General features: G+C 31.4%; 15 protein-coding genes. 2 read left to right on the top strand and 13 right to left on the bottom strand.

Annotated features, from left to right (window positions below; translation table 11 throughout):
• Positions 1-9: 9 nt before the first annotated feature.
• From O3599_RS04420 to O3599_RS04375, 10 genes are all read right to left on the bottom strand, one after another.
• Entirely contained in the window at positions 10-1,803 is a 1,794-nt protein-coding gene (locus O3599_RS04420; RefSeq protein WP_084925509.1) for a recombinase family protein, read from the bottom strand.
• 489 nt (positions 1,804-2,292) lie between these two features.
• A complete protein-coding gene (locus tag O3599_RS04415; protein WP_371512122.1) occupies positions 2,293-2,514 on the bottom strand; it encodes a helix-turn-helix domain-containing protein in 222 nt (73 codons plus the stop codon).
• A gap of 1,609 nt (positions 2,515-4,123) precedes the next feature.
• Entirely contained in the window at positions 4,124-5,866 is a 1,743-nt protein-coding gene (locus O3599_RS04410) for an ABC transporter ATP-binding protein (protein WP_138027084.1), read from the bottom strand.
• Positions 5,859-6,548, bottom strand: a complete 690-nt coding sequence (locus O3599_RS04405) for a hypothetical protein (RefSeq protein WP_083978020.1) — start codon at positions 6,546-6,548, stop codon at positions 5,859-5,861. Before O3599_RS04405 ends, O3599_RS04410 begins: the two co-directional genes overlap by 8 nt.
• Positions 6,541-7,341 carry a hypothetical protein gene (locus O3599_RS04400; protein ID WP_049544698.1) on the bottom strand — a complete coding sequence of 267 codons (801 nt, stop codon included), beginning with the start codon at positions 7,339-7,341 and terminating at the stop codon, positions 6,541-6,543. Before O3599_RS04400 ends, O3599_RS04405 begins: the two co-directional genes overlap by 8 nt.
• 16 nt (positions 7,342-7,357) lie before the next feature.
• Positions 7,358-8,056 carry an ABC transporter ATP-binding protein gene (locus O3599_RS04395; RefSeq protein WP_049544696.1) on the bottom strand — a complete coding sequence of 233 codons (699 nt, stop codon included), beginning with the start codon at positions 8,054-8,056 and terminating at the stop codon, positions 7,358-7,360.
• Positions 8,053-8,475 (bottom strand): lasso peptide biosynthesis B2 protein, encoded by a 423-nt coding sequence (locus tag O3599_RS04390; protein WP_049544695.1) that lies wholly within the window; start codon positions 8,473-8,475, stop codon positions 8,053-8,055. Before O3599_RS04390 ends, O3599_RS04395 begins: the two co-directional genes overlap by 4 nt.
• On the bottom strand, positions 8,472-8,738 hold the full coding sequence (locus O3599_RS04385; RefSeq protein WP_138027081.1) for a PqqD family protein: 267 nt from the start codon (positions 8,736-8,738) through the stop codon (positions 8,472-8,474). The genes O3599_RS04390 and O3599_RS04385 overlap by 4 nt, the downstream gene beginning before the upstream one ends.
• Complete coding sequence (locus O3599_RS04380) at positions 8,728-10,491, bottom strand: asparagine synthase-related protein (protein WP_371512120.1); 1,764 nt, start codon at positions 10,489-10,491, stop codon at positions 8,728-8,730. Before O3599_RS04380 ends, O3599_RS04385 begins: the two co-directional genes overlap by 11 nt.
• A gap of 78 nt (positions 10,492-10,569) precedes the next feature.
• Entirely contained in the window at positions 10,570-10,722 is a 153-nt protein-coding gene (locus O3599_RS04375; protein WP_142358205.1) for a lasso RiPP family leader peptide-containing protein, read from the bottom strand.
• Between the two features lie 489 nt (positions 10,723-11,211).
• Between O3599_RS04375 and O3599_RS04370 the strand changes: the two genes are divergently transcribed.
• Together O3599_RS04370 and O3599_RS04365 are read left to right on the top strand one after the other, a co-directional pair.
• Complete coding sequence (locus O3599_RS04370) at positions 11,212-11,883, top strand: response regulator transcription factor (protein ID WP_049544692.1); 672 nt, start codon at positions 11,212-11,214, stop codon at positions 11,881-11,883.
• Entirely contained in the window at positions 11,868-12,944 is a 1,077-nt protein-coding gene (locus O3599_RS04365) for a sensor histidine kinase KdpD (protein ID WP_049544690.1), read from the top strand. The genes O3599_RS04370 and O3599_RS04365 overlap by 16 nt, the downstream gene beginning before the upstream one ends.
• Positions 12,945-12,989: 45 nt before the next feature.
• On the opposite strand, the gene O3599_RS04360 is transcribed toward O3599_RS04365, so the two are convergent.
• Genes O3599_RS04360 through O3599_RS04350 form a run of 3 tightly spaced genes read right to left on the bottom strand, consistent with a single transcriptional unit; the run spans position 12,990 to position 15,579 of the window.
• Positions 12,990-14,858: an SAG1250 family conjugative relaxase gene (locus tag O3599_RS04360; protein WP_371512117.1), complete on the bottom strand. Its 1,869-nt coding sequence runs from the start codon at positions 14,856-14,858 to the stop codon at positions 12,990-12,992.
• The gene (gene mobC / locus O3599_RS04355; protein ID WP_000263039.1) at positions 14,845-15,210 is read right to left on the bottom strand and encodes a plasmid mobilization relaxosome protein MobC; all 366 of its coding nucleotides are present in this window, start codon (positions 15,208-15,210) and stop codon (positions 14,845-14,847) included. Before mobC ends, O3599_RS04360 begins: the two co-directional genes overlap by 14 nt.
• Positions 15,211-15,219: 9 nt before the next feature.
• On the bottom strand, positions 15,220-15,579 hold the full coding sequence (locus O3599_RS04350) for an SAG1252 family conjugative relaxosome accessory protein (RefSeq protein WP_371512114.1): 360 nt from the start codon (positions 15,577-15,579) through the stop codon (positions 15,220-15,222).
• Between the last annotated feature and the right edge of the window lie 222 nt (positions 15,580-15,801).

The raw sequence follows: 15,801 nt of genomic DNA, 5'->3' as shown, positions 1-15,801 counted from the left end.
AAAATCCTTTCATTCAAAGGTTTCTAGGTTTTTACGAGCAGAGCAACACACTCCACGTGCGCTGTTTTCTTTATTTGTACACTTTTTTTCGTCATCGGTTACGGCATTAAAACACAATTTATCATTTTCTATTTTAGCATTCTTTCTTTTAGATTTGTAAGATTTTGCATCTTTAGTCGAAGAATCTCCCGTTTTAAAAATTATAGTCAACATTGCTGGATCAATTTCTCCATCAGAATTTATTCCGCCTACTATTATTTTTTCAACGATACTTTCAAAAATGTCCTTGTCAAACTCCGTCAAAGTCTTTTGTGAAGTTAAAATTTCTTTAAAATTCTCTAATCTACTTTTTATATCAACTTCTGATTTTAAAGTTACTTCTAAGTTTACTTTTTCTTCTAAAAGTTTTTCTTTCTCAATTTGTATTTGATTGAATTTATCTTCATATACAGAATCACTTATTTTTCCATCTAGATTCATTGAAACTAATTTTTCTTCTTTTTTGTACAACGAATTTAATTTACTAACTATCTTATTCAACTCTACTTTTAAGGTATCATCAGTAAGCTCTTCTTTTATAATTTCAAGAAAGTCTTCAGTTAGGTTATTATTTTCATAAAACAACTGTTGGTAGCTCTGTAAAAAAGCATTTTCTATTGCTTTTTCCTCTATGCCTTTACTATGAGTGCAATGCTTTTTACCTCTCTTTATAGATGTTGTACAGTGCCAAATAATCTTTTTGTACTCTGAACTAGAGTGCCAACTTCTTCTAGACAGAACAGTACCACAAAAACCACATTCCAATCTACTGCTAAAAGGGTACATTCTTGAATATCTTTCTCGTTTACCTTTTGTATTTGCTATGGTTTTTTTGTTTCCTGATCTCCGTAATCGAATTTCTTGCGCCTGTGTAAAAATTTCTGGACTAATTATTGCATCATGATTATTTTTAATGTAGTATTTATCTTCTTCACCGAAATTTATTAAACGTCTCTTACTAATGGGATCAACAGTGAAAGTTTTTCCCATTAGAATATCACCTTTATACTTCTCGTTTTTAATAATTCCTAAAACTGTTGTATCTTGCCAGTGATCAAGACCTCTCGGAGTTTTATAACCTAGTTCATCAAGTTCTCTAGCTATTGCCCTACCCCCAATACCATCAATGTATCGTTCAAAAATATAACGTACTATCTTGGCTTCTTTTTCATTTATTGATATCGACTTTGTATCTTGATTATAGTCATAACCAAGACAACCTTGAAAACCAATAAGTTCTCCACGTTGCATCTTCATTTTTAAACCCTTTTTAACATGGGCAGATGTATTTTCAACTTCCTGTTGAGCCACTGAACTTAATATCGTCAATAGTAACTCACCATCCATAGTTAAAGTATCAATATTTTCTTCTTCGAAAAATACACCAATTTGTTTATCTTTGAGCAAACGAACATATTTGAGAGTATCTAATGTATTTCTAGCAAAGCGAGCAATGGCTTTGGTAATGATATAGTCTATTTTTCCATCAAGGCAATCTGAAATCAATCTTTGAAAATCTTGTCTTTTTCCAACTTGAGTTCCTGAAATCCCTTCATCAGCATAAATGTCAACCAAAATCCAATCTGGGTGCTGTGATATATACTCTCTATAATGACGAACTTGAGAATCATAGCTATTTTTTTGATCATCACTATCGGAACTAACACGACAATATGCTGCTACTCTCCTCGATAAAGAACCACTATTATCATTTCTTCTAGTTACTAAAGGATTTGCTTTTATAATTTCAACGTTATTTGACATGGCTTAACCTCCTATTTCTCTGCATTTATTTTACCGCAACCAATAAAAAAGGTCAGCTAATTTGTGTATATTTTACGCAGTTTCAGCTTTATTTTTTCATATTCTTTTTCGCTAATAAGTTTTTTTAAGAATAATAGATTTAGCATCTCTAGCTCGACTATATAATTTTTTAAATTTGATTTCAAAAAATCACTTCCCTTTTATCTTTTATCAATCTCCTCCATGGCATGACTGATGAAGTCATCATAAGAATTTCACTTACTGCTCTTTTACGTTGGCAGCCTGAACGGTCAGAAGTATCATTGTATATCATTTGTATCATGGCATATAAAGTATCGCTCTATTTTATTGATGGTTTTAAATCGCTCTTATCATGGCGAGCCATTCAAATTTGCTCCACAAATGAGGAAAGTACCATTTTGGACTATTCAATTTTCAAAGAACAAATAAAAAATCCCCTCATTTTCACACTCTATGAAATTGAGGAGATTATTTTCTAAAGCGAATTTTATCAGGAAAATCTGTCAATCCCAATAGGTAGTCTGTACTAACATCGTAAAAGATTGAGAGAGTTACCAATACATCTGCAGTTAACATATGTTCCCCCCGTTCAATTTTAGCATAAGCTGAGTTTGTAAACGAAAGTATTTTAGCTATTTGTTTTTGGGTCAAATCGTGATCTTCCCTCAAATCTCTCAAACGTCTGTACATCTAGCTTTCTCCTGAGAAAAGTATAATATATAAAACTAAGAAATCATTCAAAGTGTCCAAATTGGACATTTTGAACTAAAATTAATTTATTAAACACTTCTCATAAGCATATCTATTAACCATCTGAGAGCAAAGATTTTATCAAATATTTAATATTACTGACTTTCAAAAATTAGTATTATTTTAAAATAAAGTGAAACACAAAAGACATGTTTATCTGATATATTATAGTCTCAAAAATATTACAAAATTATAGGAAAATGTTCACAAATCAATCATACAAGCACTTCTCTGAAGCTGAACAATACTAAATTTTAGGTTTATTTAAACAAAGGAAAAAACTGCTTAGGCTGCTCGTCGTTAGGATAGAAACCGTTCTATTTTTACTTGTAAAACTAATCGAGATTCTGTAACACAGGTGAAACAAATCAATGGATAGAAGATCTACTGATAACAGTATTATGCAAATCCAATCTAGAATTTTCATTATCATTCTATAGAAGCTAGCTATTACTTGTAACTTAATAAGATTTAGTCTGACTTTCTGACAGAGTTCACAAAAGTGATGAAAGAAAAACCAAGGGGACATAGTATGAAAACTTTCGTCCACACTTATAAATTCCAACCTTTTGATTATGTGACTATTAGTTAGCATATTTCGGGAGTATAAAAATTTAAGCATTGAAAATTGCATACTATATTTTACTACTGATTATTCCAGAACTTTCCCTCCTGATAACATGTTACTCTAAGTTGCTCTCAGTGGGAATGATTAGTATTATCACTCATGGGAGTTTCACCCGCTATCTTTTTACGATGGCGGCCTGAACGGTCAGAAGTATCATTATCATTAATTGTGTCATGGCAGATAGGTTACCATACTATTTTTGAATAAATGATTCTCGCTCATTTCCTAGCACATTACATTCTATTGCTCAACAAATAAAGTCCCACCTAAGATTATTCAATTATCAATGAACAAATCAGGAGGGACTGTTTTTTATTTTTCAGGTAATAAGGACAATCTGCCAGCCCTAATGTATACTTTATAGAGGGAAGAGAGCATTATTAAATAGTCAATAGATAGCTAGCGTTCGTTGAGCACCCTCAATCTTAGAGTATGAAATTGACTCCAGAACAAGTACTGTGCAATATACTCTTGCGTAAATCAAATCTCTGACGCGCCTATACACTCGTTCACTTCTAAGGAAATTATAGTTAAGATCTGAACGAGACTTGTATTTTATGCCAAATTGGCATAAAAATATTTAAAAACACACTTATAAATTAAATAAATATATTATTAACTATTGTTAATGATTAATAGTGTAAAACATAAAAACGAACAAGATTAATTTTCTAATAAGGTACATTCTTAATCCGTTCGTTTTCTATTTAATAGTTTTTACTATCTTAAATGCCGATTGTTGATTTATATATCATTTTAGGTACTGCTATCTTTTTCATATATAAAATATGTCGAAAATATTGATTCACCCTATTGATTTTTATCGTTGATCAAGGCCCATTGATTTTTGAGTTTTTCTTAAATCCTAATTGGTTTACTGAAAAAATCGTCTAAAGCTTAATTCTATTAATTTGCTGACTTTCACGCTCCTTTATTAATAAACTGAGTTTCAACCAATTCTTTATAGAGTTTATTCCTTGATAATAGTTCTTGATGAGTACCGAAGTCATGCACTTCTCCTTCTCTTATTAAATAAATTGAATCAGCGTTTTGAATAGTAGATAATCTATGAGCAATTATTAAAACAGTTTTCTTACTAGATAAATCTTTAATTACTTGTTGTATTTTTGACTCGTTTATACTATCTAAATTCGATGTACTCTCATCCAATAATATTATGTCATTCGGAGAAATTAAAGCCCTAGCTAACGATAACCTTTGTTGTTCACCACCACTCAAAGTGAGTCCAGACTCCCCTATTACCCTATCTAGTATTTCTTCCTCAGGAATATCCTGAAAAAGATTAACTAAATTAAGTGCATACAAGCAGTCAAATCTTGAAACATTCTTATTAGCTATTTGTAGATTCTCTAGTACTGTTCCAGAAAAGATTGAAGCATTTTGTTCCACAAAGGTTATCTTTGAACGAAGAACTTTAATTGGCAAATCATAAATATTATTTCCATACAATTCTATTGACCCATTATCTGAATCATAAAATCTTTCAATAAGTTCAAATATTGTTGTTTTTCCTGAACCAGATGGTCCAACTAATGCTGTCACTCCCGGACCATTAACTGAAATATTAATCTTGTTTAGAATATTTTTGTCAGAATTGCCATTATATTTAAAGGTTAAATTTTTAATTTGCAAAACTAGATTCGATTTTTTATCAAGAACATTTAAAGAATTTACATCATCTTCTATCGGAAGTTCCAATGCAAGTTTAATCCTAGAATAAGCTCCTAACCCTTCATTTATTGATGACAATACTCCTCCTAGCATTGCAGCTGGAGTCAGTACTAGCATTACATACATTATAAAGGCACTTAGATTTCCAATAGATATAATCCCTGTAGCAACTCTAATTGAACCAATTCCAATAATTATTATTAGCATTATTTGTAGTGCTATATTGGAAAAGCCACTTATAATCGATTTAAAAATAGCTACTTTTTTACCAATTTTTGTCGCATTAGTTACAACACTACTCATTCTTTCAATAAAAACAACTTCTGATAAAAATGCTCGAATAGTCCTAATCCCCCGCAAAGTTCGTTCTAACTCAGAGGATAACTCTCCAACTATTTCTTGTAAATCCTTTGCAATCGGTCTAGTTTTTTTTCCAAGCAATAAGCCACAAATTAAAAGAGAGAGTACGGCTAACAAAGATACACCAAATAATTGAATATCAAGATAAAACATCATAATTAATGCAAATATCATTGTAAATGTTTGTGATATTAATTCTACTATTCCTTGGCTCAAAATCCCCCTTAGCTGGGCTGTATCCGCACTCAAGATTGATGCCAAATCCCCAATCTTTTTAGTATCAAATACTTCAATCTTATATTTTATTGATCGATTTACAATTTGAATTCGTAAACTACTCACTAAATTTTCACTAATACTCTCCAATATATACTGCTTAATTGAGTTAAGGATTGCAGATAACAATACTATTATGGAGAAAAATATTACAGTTTGTCCTAAAATGTTATCGTTAATATTGTCAATAATTTTTGAAAGAAGTATTGGTTGAAAAATTGATAATGTTGACGAAATCAGTGCAATAATCAAAGCAATACTTATAGCTATTTTATAAGGTTTTAGTAATGTTAAAAATTCCCCGAACGTGACTTCTGAATGTTTTTGACTATTCATTTTTCAACCTCTTTTTGACTTTCAAATAAATTAATAGGAGTAAAATCAAATTCCACAATAACAATATGATATGACTATCAGATACTGCTGATATTTTAAAACTTTCAGAAATAGTTTCATAATAAATGAATGGTAATACTCCAGGAAATACACGCTCAATATAGGGTATAACTAATATTGGAAATAGTAGCAAAGTAGCTATCGCTGTCATCGAACTCTTAAAAAATAAAGTTAAATAATATGCAATGAAGAAACACAAAACGCTACTAAATAGATAAGAAAAAAACTGTATTACGCTAACTTCTTTAATACTTCCTTTAAAAATGAAGAAGATTGCGATAACTAAGAATGATAGAATTGCTTGTAATACACAATCTATCAATTCAACAATAATGATTTTTTGTGTACTGCTTTTTTTGTTTCCGGTTAATAAATAGACTATTTTAGATTCTGGATTCTCGACTTCTATAGATCCATTTATCAGTCCACCAATCATAAATAAATAAGATGTAATTGCCAAAATTTGATTAATTGATAATACAATATAACTTCCATTGATTTCAAATGTTATCAAACTAAGAATACATGTAAATAGAATAAGCAATAAATGACTTAAAATTTGTATTTTCACTGCATTCAAACTATATTTTTTATAAATAAGAGCATATACTATTTCATCCATATTTCTTGTCCTTCTGATTTTTATACCAACCTTTAATATACATCAAAATAGTTACTATTGATGCTTGAGATAATAATAATAATAAACCATACATTTCCGAAGGATTGTTATTTTCTACTCTTCCAAATACAAATGACTTTGCACCTATTAGGGGTAATAAATTTTCAAGTGTCGGAGAAACGACTTTCAATATGCCTGATAAAGTTATAATAAGAATACTTACAATAACAATGACAGAGGGAATAGGCTTTCTTGTTATTTTTACTAAAAACATTGAAAGCAATGTCAATGTTATGGCAAAGATAATGATTCTTAACGTCACTTCTAAAACAAGACCTAGGCTAAGATAATTTTGCAATGTTTCATCTAACATCACATAGAGCATTGCACTATTTATTAGGGATAGAGCAACTGTCAACGTACTGGCTACAATAATTCCAGAACAAATCTGACCTGTTAAAATCGTCTGCCATTTTGGTGTTAATAATTTAGTTAATGATTCCTGACCAAATTTGTACTCCGTAGATAGAATCAGTGCAAATAAGATTGGAAAAAATAGAATACTAGATTGATAAGGGGAAGACAATACAGCATCTCTTACTGTTTGAAACTCCGTTAATTGACTAGTCGTATCTTCAAGCATAAGAATCTCTGTATTACCATTTGCTATCGCATTAATGACTTGAATATTTTGAAAGGTAAAGAATATAGTGATTCCAATCACAATTGCTACACCCCTCCAAAAAAGTGGCAATGATAATATTTTGTATAGTTCACTACGAGTATTTTTCATAAATCATTACCCCCATCTAACTTGTAACAGACTTAAAATATGCTTCCTCAAAAGAGCCATATTCTTCAAGAACATCTTTACTGCTACCATCAATGACTACCTTACCATTAGATAATCCTACAATTTTATCAACCGTAAGTTCTAACTCATTCATATAGTGGCTTGTGATTAAAACTATTTTATCGTCTCTTACAAATTCTCTTAGAAACTCTCTAACCCATCTAATTCCATCTGGATCAAGTCCATTAATTGGTTCATCCAAAATAAGTATTTTAGGATTCGCTAAAATAGCCGTAGCCAGCCCCAGCCTTTGCTTCATTCCAAGTGAGTAGTCTTTTATCTTTTTATTGCCAACATCCTGAAGACCAACTATTTTTAAACATTCTAAACATCTCTGCTTATCTATACCACTAGTTAAAGCAATCCACCTCAAGTGATTATAGGCCGTCCTTGTTGGATTGGGTTGAAAACTATCTAGAAATGCTCCTACATATCTGAAGGGGTATTCCCCCAATTCTTCATAATTTTTTCCATCAAAAGTCGCTCTGCCTTCATCTGACGAAATCAAGCCAAGCAATATTTTTATTAAAGTTGATTTACCAGACCCATTTGGCCCAATTAATGCCGTTATTTCTCCCTTTTTTGCTGTAAACGAAACTTCTGAAAGAACACTCTTACTGCTAAAACCTTTGCTAATTTTCTCAATTTGTATCATTTATCTTTTCCACCTTTTACAAATATAATTTTTTGAAATTTAGATAAATCGATTTCTTCACCAATGGGTTTCCCATCGATTTCAACCCATGCATGGGCTATAAATGGTGATACCTGAAATCCCGAAATCCAATCAGGAGTTCGCCTAGCTATTATTCCCCACAGCATAACTGCTACGGATCTTTGTAGACAACCATTCCCTGCACATCTAACATTAATTGAATTTATATATGTGCGCCATTGTTCTACTTCCGCTGGAGTAGCACTTTGAGTCCTTTTACTTAATTTCTCAATAATTTTAGATAGTTTCTTAGGAGGTAATCTAATTAAAAAAAACGATACATTGGCACAAAAAAATGCTGTAATTTTATTTTTAAATGATAATTTCGTTCTCTTTTCCATTCTAACTGGCGAGCTCATTTAGCCACCTCCAAAATCTGTAATTTCTGAAGTTTCTCTAATATCTCTTTATAATCTTCCATAACTTGCGATAATTTAACGGAGTAACTGATAGAAATATTTTTACAAAATTCTTCAAATGAAACACCTTCAATTAACAGACCTAAAAAATTCGTAGTTAATTGATCAAGATGGTAATACTGTCCATCATTAGAATTTAAAACTATACTACCACCATCATCTGTCTTACTAATATTAAGATTTGACGATAACTTATATTTCATATATACCACCACTTTCACAATAACCTCTCAGCCAGTATTCAATGATTTGAATCCTCATAATGTTTTCTAACTGTTCTCCATCAGCACTAAATTTATTTAGCGATTGTAATAACTTTCTCTTGTCTACCAACCCTAACTTATAAATCAAACATTCTTCAGAAAAGATTTTTTGTAACATATTCTTACGATTATTGTATTCCGTAAAGGTTGATTTGGTATACTCCCCTTTATCTCTTCGCTTAAAGTATTCAAGTGACATAGATTCTGATCTTATCTCAGCCAACATAGGTTTAGTTACTTTTGCATTAAATCTTTCATCTATATTATATTGTAATGCTGACTCCACGATGTCATATGCTGTATACGGGCTAAGAAATCTAAATGACTTATCATTCGGCACCATTGCATTCAAATCTCTCTGTAAAAGACTATGAGCTTCAACTTCTTCAAGAATTCTATGAATAGATTTATCATCCGAATATGGTTCAATATTTTGTTCAGCATATGAACTTGCACAACTTGTAATTAGATCTCTTGCTGTTTGGGTTACAAAATTTGCAACTGATGGTTTTGGAACCCATTGAGAACTATACTTTATATCAAAATCAATCTGTTCGATTTCTCGACATTCTAAACATCTCAAATTATCAGATAAACTTTCATTATCAACCAATGACTTAAAAAATTTAAAAAGATTGAACTTATTTAATCTTGCAAATCCATATAAATTTTTTATGCGATTCGGGTAATTAGAATGATACAAGGACCAAGCCATAGTAGATAGGGGACCAAATAGCTCATCACCACCATGACCATTTATATGCATACCAATATCGTTTTTTAGCCCAATTTCTATAATTTTCCTAGCTAGACTTATATAGCGAAACGATTCTGACGGACCAAATGGGAGTGCTTTATATATATCTAAAGGATTTAAAGAGTTTAGAGTAATTGTGCTACTATACGGTAAAACCGTATGCTCTGCCGAAATCTCCTTACTTGCTCGTTCTGACCATATAGCATCACTATCAGCGCCATCCTCTGGAGATAGAAAAATTGTATTCAACTCTACTCCTAAATCCTTACAAAAATAGCAAAGAGAAGTAGAATCTAAGCCGCCTGATAAATCTGCACTTATTCTGATTTGTTTTCCCAAATTTTTCTGTAATACATCCTTTACATTTTGACGTAATTCTACTGCTACTTCAGAGATCCTTTTATTACCACCGTTACTTCTAAAAGGAAATACCTGACTAATCTGACCTTTTAAAACTACAAGCATTTTTCGACTATTTAGAAGTTTTATATTCTCCCATGGTGTTAACTCACTAAATGGATATATAGTCTCAAAGTTTACGATACGTAAGGCAAAATAAGTTTTATTTAATTTTTGCTTTGTAAGATTAGAAATTAATTCAGGATGGAATGAAACAAATAATTCATCATTTCTTTCTAGATAATATATTGGATTACAATTATTAAAGTCCCCACTGGCTATAAGGTGATTCTCTTTTGTAACTGCTATAAAAGATGTATGTTTTTTTAATTTACTGAGATTATTCTCAATCATTTCAAAGTTCAAATCTTCTCTTGCTAAAAAATTACTAATTTCCTCAGAATCATTGTGATGTTTAACTACCATTAATAAATTATCAGCAGTATATACATTAACTTTATTTAAATTAATCAGTTCGTCTACCAACATATCAGCAGTAATAACTTGATTTTTTTCTACAATAATATTAACTTTCATAACGATTTATGTTTTATACCAATGATATAAACAATAAGCGGAGTTGCTCACCCTCCGCTCATTATCTATATTTTTCGATTACAACCATGGCCAGTGAATAACAATCAACGCACGAAAGCCAAGTAAATCACGTTCACGTGCAGTGCCTGCACCATTTGTCAAAGTTCGATAGCTACCGATTTTTGTAATAGTTGGTTTTTGGTACATAACATTCTCCTTCCTATTATTCATATTACCCTATAGCAATTTCAATCGAGTAACAACTATGTTTACCTGCTAAATCCTGAGCAAATTGATTTAACTTACCACATATATTACTGATTTGGAGTTTTGAACTACTCTCAGAAAAACATGCTATAGAATAATTCCTAATCCCTAATAGTTACTATTAGGGTAGATGATAACTTATCATCTACATTTCATATTCTACAAAACAAATATCAGAAAAATATCAGAATTTCTGATTTCTAGGTAATTTTTTTGATTCCAGATTATCGTATTGTCATATACTATAGTAGATTGAAGTTAGAATAGTACGCCGCAACTGCTAAAACATTTCTAGAAATGAATTTGACTTTCTTAATAGATTTGTTCATATCTTATTTTAATCTACTATAATTTCCATAAGAAGTCTTTATTATTTAGATTATTATTATTCTATATCATTACTTGAGGGTAAACATGGTATAATTAGAATATATTTTAAAAGGAGAGACAATTATGAAATATAAAGTCCTAGTCATAGATGATGATATTGCCATTTTAAGACTTATTCAAAATGTTCTAGAGAATAAAAACTTTGTCGTCGATACGCGGACTGCTATTCCAGAAATTGATATCTGTCATTTTATCGGCTATGATTTAATTATTTTAGATATTATGATGCCCCACGATGGAATTGAAATCTGTAAGTATATCCGAGAATTTATTTCTGTTCCAATCATATTTTTAACAGCCAAAAATTTAGAAGAGGATATTGTATATGGTATACAGTCCGGTGCAGATGACTATATTACAAAACCATTTAGCATACCTGAACTAGTAGCTAGAGTACAGATGCATATCCGTCGAGAAGTGCGCAATAATCATTCTAGTGAGATTCTACAATTTGGACCTCTGGCAATTGATAAAACTAAAGAAGAACTTAGAATTTCGGATATACATATTCCAACTACAAAAAGAGAATTCCAATTAATTTTGTTGCTTTCCAGCAATCCAAATAGAATATTTTCAAATGACGAACTCTTTGATTATCTTTACCCTCATGATTCTGAAACACTGGGAAGGTCTATTACAGAGTATGTATACCAAATCAGGCAAAAATTAAAACCTTATGAAATTAATCCAATTAAAACAATCTGGGGAGGTGGTTATCAGTGGATAACGCTCTGACTTTTAACCAACTAATTAAACAAACATATTTTAAGATTTTAAGACAATTTCTTATTAGTCTTTTTCTATTTTATTTGCTACCATTGTTATTTACTGCTTTTACTAATATTACTGAAAAAAATGCAGGTGCATTTACTATCTATTTCAGCACGATTTCTTGGATTTATATTAGTCTAATTTTATTTTCTATTATTGCTAAAAATATTAGCAACCTTCTAGAAAAGATAAAGCAAGAAACAAATATTGTTTATAATCAAAGTCTATTGGTTGATATAAATGAACAAGCCCCAGCTAAATTAACTTTGATTGAACTGATTGAAACAAGACAAAAAATTCAGGAAATGCAGTCAACGATTAAAAAAATGATTCAATCTGAAAAACAGCAAAAAAAGGAATTGATGTTTCAAGTCTCAGCTGCAGCACATGATTTGAAGACACCTTTAACAATTATTCAAGGAAATGCTCAATTTTTACAATCTATGGATATTACTGGAAATATTGGTCAATGTTTAGGAGATATCGAAATTGCTAGCCAACAACTTAATAGATACTTTAATCAGCTAATTAATTACTCTAAAACATTCTATAATGATAGTTCTAATTGGGAGAGTTTCTCTTCGGATTACTTACTTGAATTATTTGAACAAGAAATTAAGTTAATTACTGATAAAAAGGCTAAAATCCAATTTTCCAATAATCTACCAATCACTATTAATTTAACACTTAATTTAAACCTATTCCTACGAGCAATCCTAAATATTATTAATAATGCAATTGACCATTCCAAAAGTAATTCTCCATTAATAAGAGTAGACTATAAGTTAATAGATAATAAATTTTATATTTCCATATGGAATAGCAATTCTTCATTTTCGGAGAATATACTCGAGAAATATGGGTTACTATACTTTCAAGACAAACAGGCAACAAATTCAGAGCAAGGAAGTCATTTCGGAATTGGATTAGCATTTGTTAATCGGGTAGCGAAAATTCATGGCGGAGAAGTAAATTTGAGTAATTTTGAGAACGGTGCTCTTGTCACTATTTGTATACCAGTCTAGTCTTTAGTTATCAAATATTTTATACCACTATGTCAATTATAGAGATTAGCCCATCAAAATATTCTCTTGAAATTTTGGATTAGGATTATTAGTAGTAATATTTAACATTTTTACAAATTCTTCCAATATTATAATCAGTCTTTCATACTCATAAAGATAATGACCTAGCTCCTCTTGTAATACTCTTATTTCTTCAGTCACTTGCTCTAGTGTAATTGATTCTGTTAAATTTAGTTTTGAAAAGTCATACCTTGCTAGTTTTCGACTATTTGGATCTTCACTCTTCAAATTGATAAGCACTTCTGCCATCTTGTTTAAGGTGGCGATTTTTTCATTTGTTTGAGTCAGTTTGATGTCTAGCTCTGCTATTTCTGCAACCAGTTCGTCTTTGATGTCCTGGTATTTTTTGTCTGTCTCTGTCAACTCAATCAAGAGATTAATCTCAGAAATCTTTTCTTGAAGTCTATCAACAGTCGGTCTTCTGTATGGTATTACTCGACTATCGTTGGTTAACTGTCTAATCAAGGTTCGCCCTTTAATATACTGATTCTTATCCGAATGTTCTTTGTTATAGACAAAATATGAGGTTGTCTCTCGGATATAGACTTTATATTTTTTCTGATTGTCTTCTTCAATAATATCTAGCTGATAATTAGGAATGAAAATAAGACCGCTCTGTTTGACACCGAAAGCCACCTTGATATAGACGCCCTCATCAACTAGCTTCTCAATTTGATGTTCTGCAAGTTCCACTTCAAATTCGTGAATGGCATCTCGTTTTTCCTTAAATGTCTCAAAGGCTTCCTCAATCTCTTCAGTGGATACTTTATCCTTATCTCGTTCTTCTTGGAAAGCATGGTACTGTTCCTGTAAATTCTCTAATCCTTCTGAAGCAATGACTTCCTTATTTTTAAAATAATCTTGAAAAAATTTGACATCATATAATTTCTTATCACTTATTTTTTGATGATCCAAACTTATCTTTTGATTATCTTCTTCCAGAATAAAAGTTACATTTTTTTGTTTTAAGTCAATGGTTAGATTCAATTCTTTTGCTTTTGTTATTAAATCTTCTAAAGAATTGACACGGTTCAACAAAAATTCTAAACGACTTTCAATCTCTTGCTTAGCAAAATACATTCTAAAAAATTCTTCATCATATAAATCTCGTTTACTAAGTTGGCGACCTCGAATTGGTTTTACCATCGTTCTATCTGTCATCAAAAAACGGCTATGCTTTTGAATAAAATCAATCTGAACATGCAACTGCTTTGCTTTCTCTAAAAAATCATCAAACGATTTAGATTGCTGCAGCAAAAAATAAAGACGTTGTTTCAATTCAAACTTATGACTAGATTCCCTATATTTTTTATAACCTCGATAGGAATAACGTTTCTCAATAATTTTTGCACCAGCCACTTTAGAAATACGGTCTGAAATCATACGGAGGTTTCGTTCCAAGGCATAGTTCCATATCAACTTTTTATCTGAATTGCGGTCAATAGCATTGATTAAGATGTGATTATGAACATGATCTTTGTCTGTGTGAGTTGCTACGATAAACTTAAAACGACCTCCTGTCAATTCCTTCATGGTCTCATAACCAATGCGGTTAATTTCTTCAGGTGTTAGATTATCTTCAGGAGAAAATGATTGAATGAGGTGATGAGCATGAATAGTTTGTTGGTGTTTTTCTTGTCGGTCGTTTCTGGATTCGTACAACTTGTCATTATTGCTGAAGTTGACATTGTACATCTCTACCATTTCTGCATGACTAGGGAAGTCCAAGTAATTGCTCATGCCAAAATCAGATACCAATTTCAAATTGTCCGTTTTATCAGGGTTGAGAATATACTTAATTAAACGCCTACGATATTTTTTCCCGTGAGTCGCAAAGTGTTTAGTAACTACCATGAAACTCCTTCAGTCTTTTCACCTCCACTTGAAATTCTTTGTCAACTTCCTTAATTAACTCTCCGACTCCTTTACTCAATTCTTGTAATTGGTCCTGAGAAATCAAATGGCTTTGGTTAATCGCACGCGCAATTTGATTGATGTTATTTCCAATCCGTCTCAATTCAAAAACTAACTGGTCATAAGTATCAGTGTTAATCGTGACAAATGACATATTGGGGTTAAGCAAAACTTTTCTGGCATAGACTGAGAAATTTTGACAATTGCTCTTAGCAATCCGTTCATTCAATTGGTGTAATTCTGGATCAGTTAGAAATACTTTTTTGAGATTGGTACGATAGCGATAAACCATTACATCCTCCTAACCAATATATTTTTCACGGAACTCACGACTGAGTGGCTGCACTTGATTCACTTCTGCAATCAATTCTTGAACGCAAGTCAATAAGATTGAGACGTACTCTTGAGTCACTTGATGATTTTCTCTTGCGACAACCAGAACTTCATACACATCTCGACTTATCTGTTCAAACTTTTGAGACTGCCAAAGGGAGAACCAACTTTCAAAAATTCTATCCTGATAATTCTTTTTCAATAAATTTTGACGAAGAAATTCTGAGAAACTATCCACTTTTTGTTCCCTCATCATTTCTTTTATCTGTTTTTCTTCTTGTCTCGTAATTCTAAATTGCTTTCGGATTGACTTAATTTCTTGTCCCATTCTGATATCCCTTCAACATTCTACTTGTCTGACAGTGTAAGTCTACCTCACATTGTCAGTACGCTTCCTAAAGACCTCACTTGCTTCTTGTTCGGTCTTTGCGAGCTCAGATATTGTGTCCACAATATCCCAAAAATCATATCGCCAACCGACAAAAACCTTCCAGTTTTGACAGCCAACGATAAGATAACTTGGTGGCTCCGCCCCCAAACCCCCAGGTAA

This window comes from Streptococcus sp. 27098_8_103 (genome assembly GCF_041432345.1).
Taxonomy (GTDB): Bacteria; Bacillota; Bacilli; order Lactobacillales; family Streptococcaceae; genus Streptococcus; species Streptococcus mitis_BV.
Note: the sequence above shows the minus strand (reverse complement) of the source record. Positions and strands in the feature narration are given on the sequence as shown.

Coding starts and splice junctions, on each gene's coding strand:
- O3599_RS04390 (WP_049544695.1), bottom strand. CDS start 8,475: ATGAGCTCGCCAGTTAGAATGGAAAAGAGAACGAAATTATCATTTAAA.
- O3599_RS04380 (WP_371512120.1), bottom strand. CDS start 10,491: ATGAAAGTTAATATTATTGTAGAAAAAAATCAAGTTATTACTGCTGAT.
- O3599_RS04370 (WP_049544692.1), top strand. CDS start 11,212: ATGAAATATAAAGTCCTAGTCATAGATGATGATATTGCCATTTTAAGA.
- O3599_RS04400 (WP_049544698.1), bottom strand. CDS start 7,341: ATGAAAAATACTCGTAGTGAACTATACAAAATATTATCATTGCCACTT.
- O3599_RS04350 (WP_371512114.1), bottom strand. CDS start 15,579: ATGGGACAAGAAATTAAGTCAATCCGAAAGCAATTTAGAATTACGAGA.
- mobC (WP_000263039.1), bottom strand. CDS start 15,210: ATGGTTTATCGCTATCGTACCAATCTCAAAAAAGTATTTCTAACTGAT.
- O3599_RS04385 (WP_138027081.1), bottom strand. CDS start 8,738: ATGAAATATAAGTTATCGTCAAATCTTAATATTAGTAAGACAGATGAT.
- O3599_RS04420 (WP_084925509.1), bottom strand. CDS start 1,803: ATGTCAAATAACGTTGAAATTATAAAAGCAAATCCTTTAGTAACTAGA.
- O3599_RS04405 (WP_083978020.1), bottom strand. CDS start 6,548: ATGGATGAAATAGTATATGCTCTTATTTATAAAAAATATAGTTTGAAT.
- O3599_RS04375 (WP_142358205.1), bottom strand. CDS start 10,722: ATGAATAATAGGAAGGAGAATGTTATGTACCAAAAACCAACTATTACA.
- O3599_RS04395 (WP_049544696.1), bottom strand. CDS start 8,056: ATGATACAAATTGAGAAAATTAGCAAAGGTTTTAGCAGTAAGAGTGTT.
- O3599_RS04415 (WP_371512122.1), bottom strand. CDS start 2,514: ATGTACAGACGTTTGAGAGATTTGAGGGAAGATCACGATTTGACCCAA.
- O3599_RS04410 (WP_138027084.1), bottom strand. CDS start 5,866: ATGAATAGTCAAAAACATTCAGAAGTCACGTTCGGGGAATTTTTAACA.
- O3599_RS04360 (WP_371512117.1), bottom strand. CDS start 14,858: ATGGTAGTTACTAAACACTTTGCGACTCACGGGAAAAAATATCGTAGG.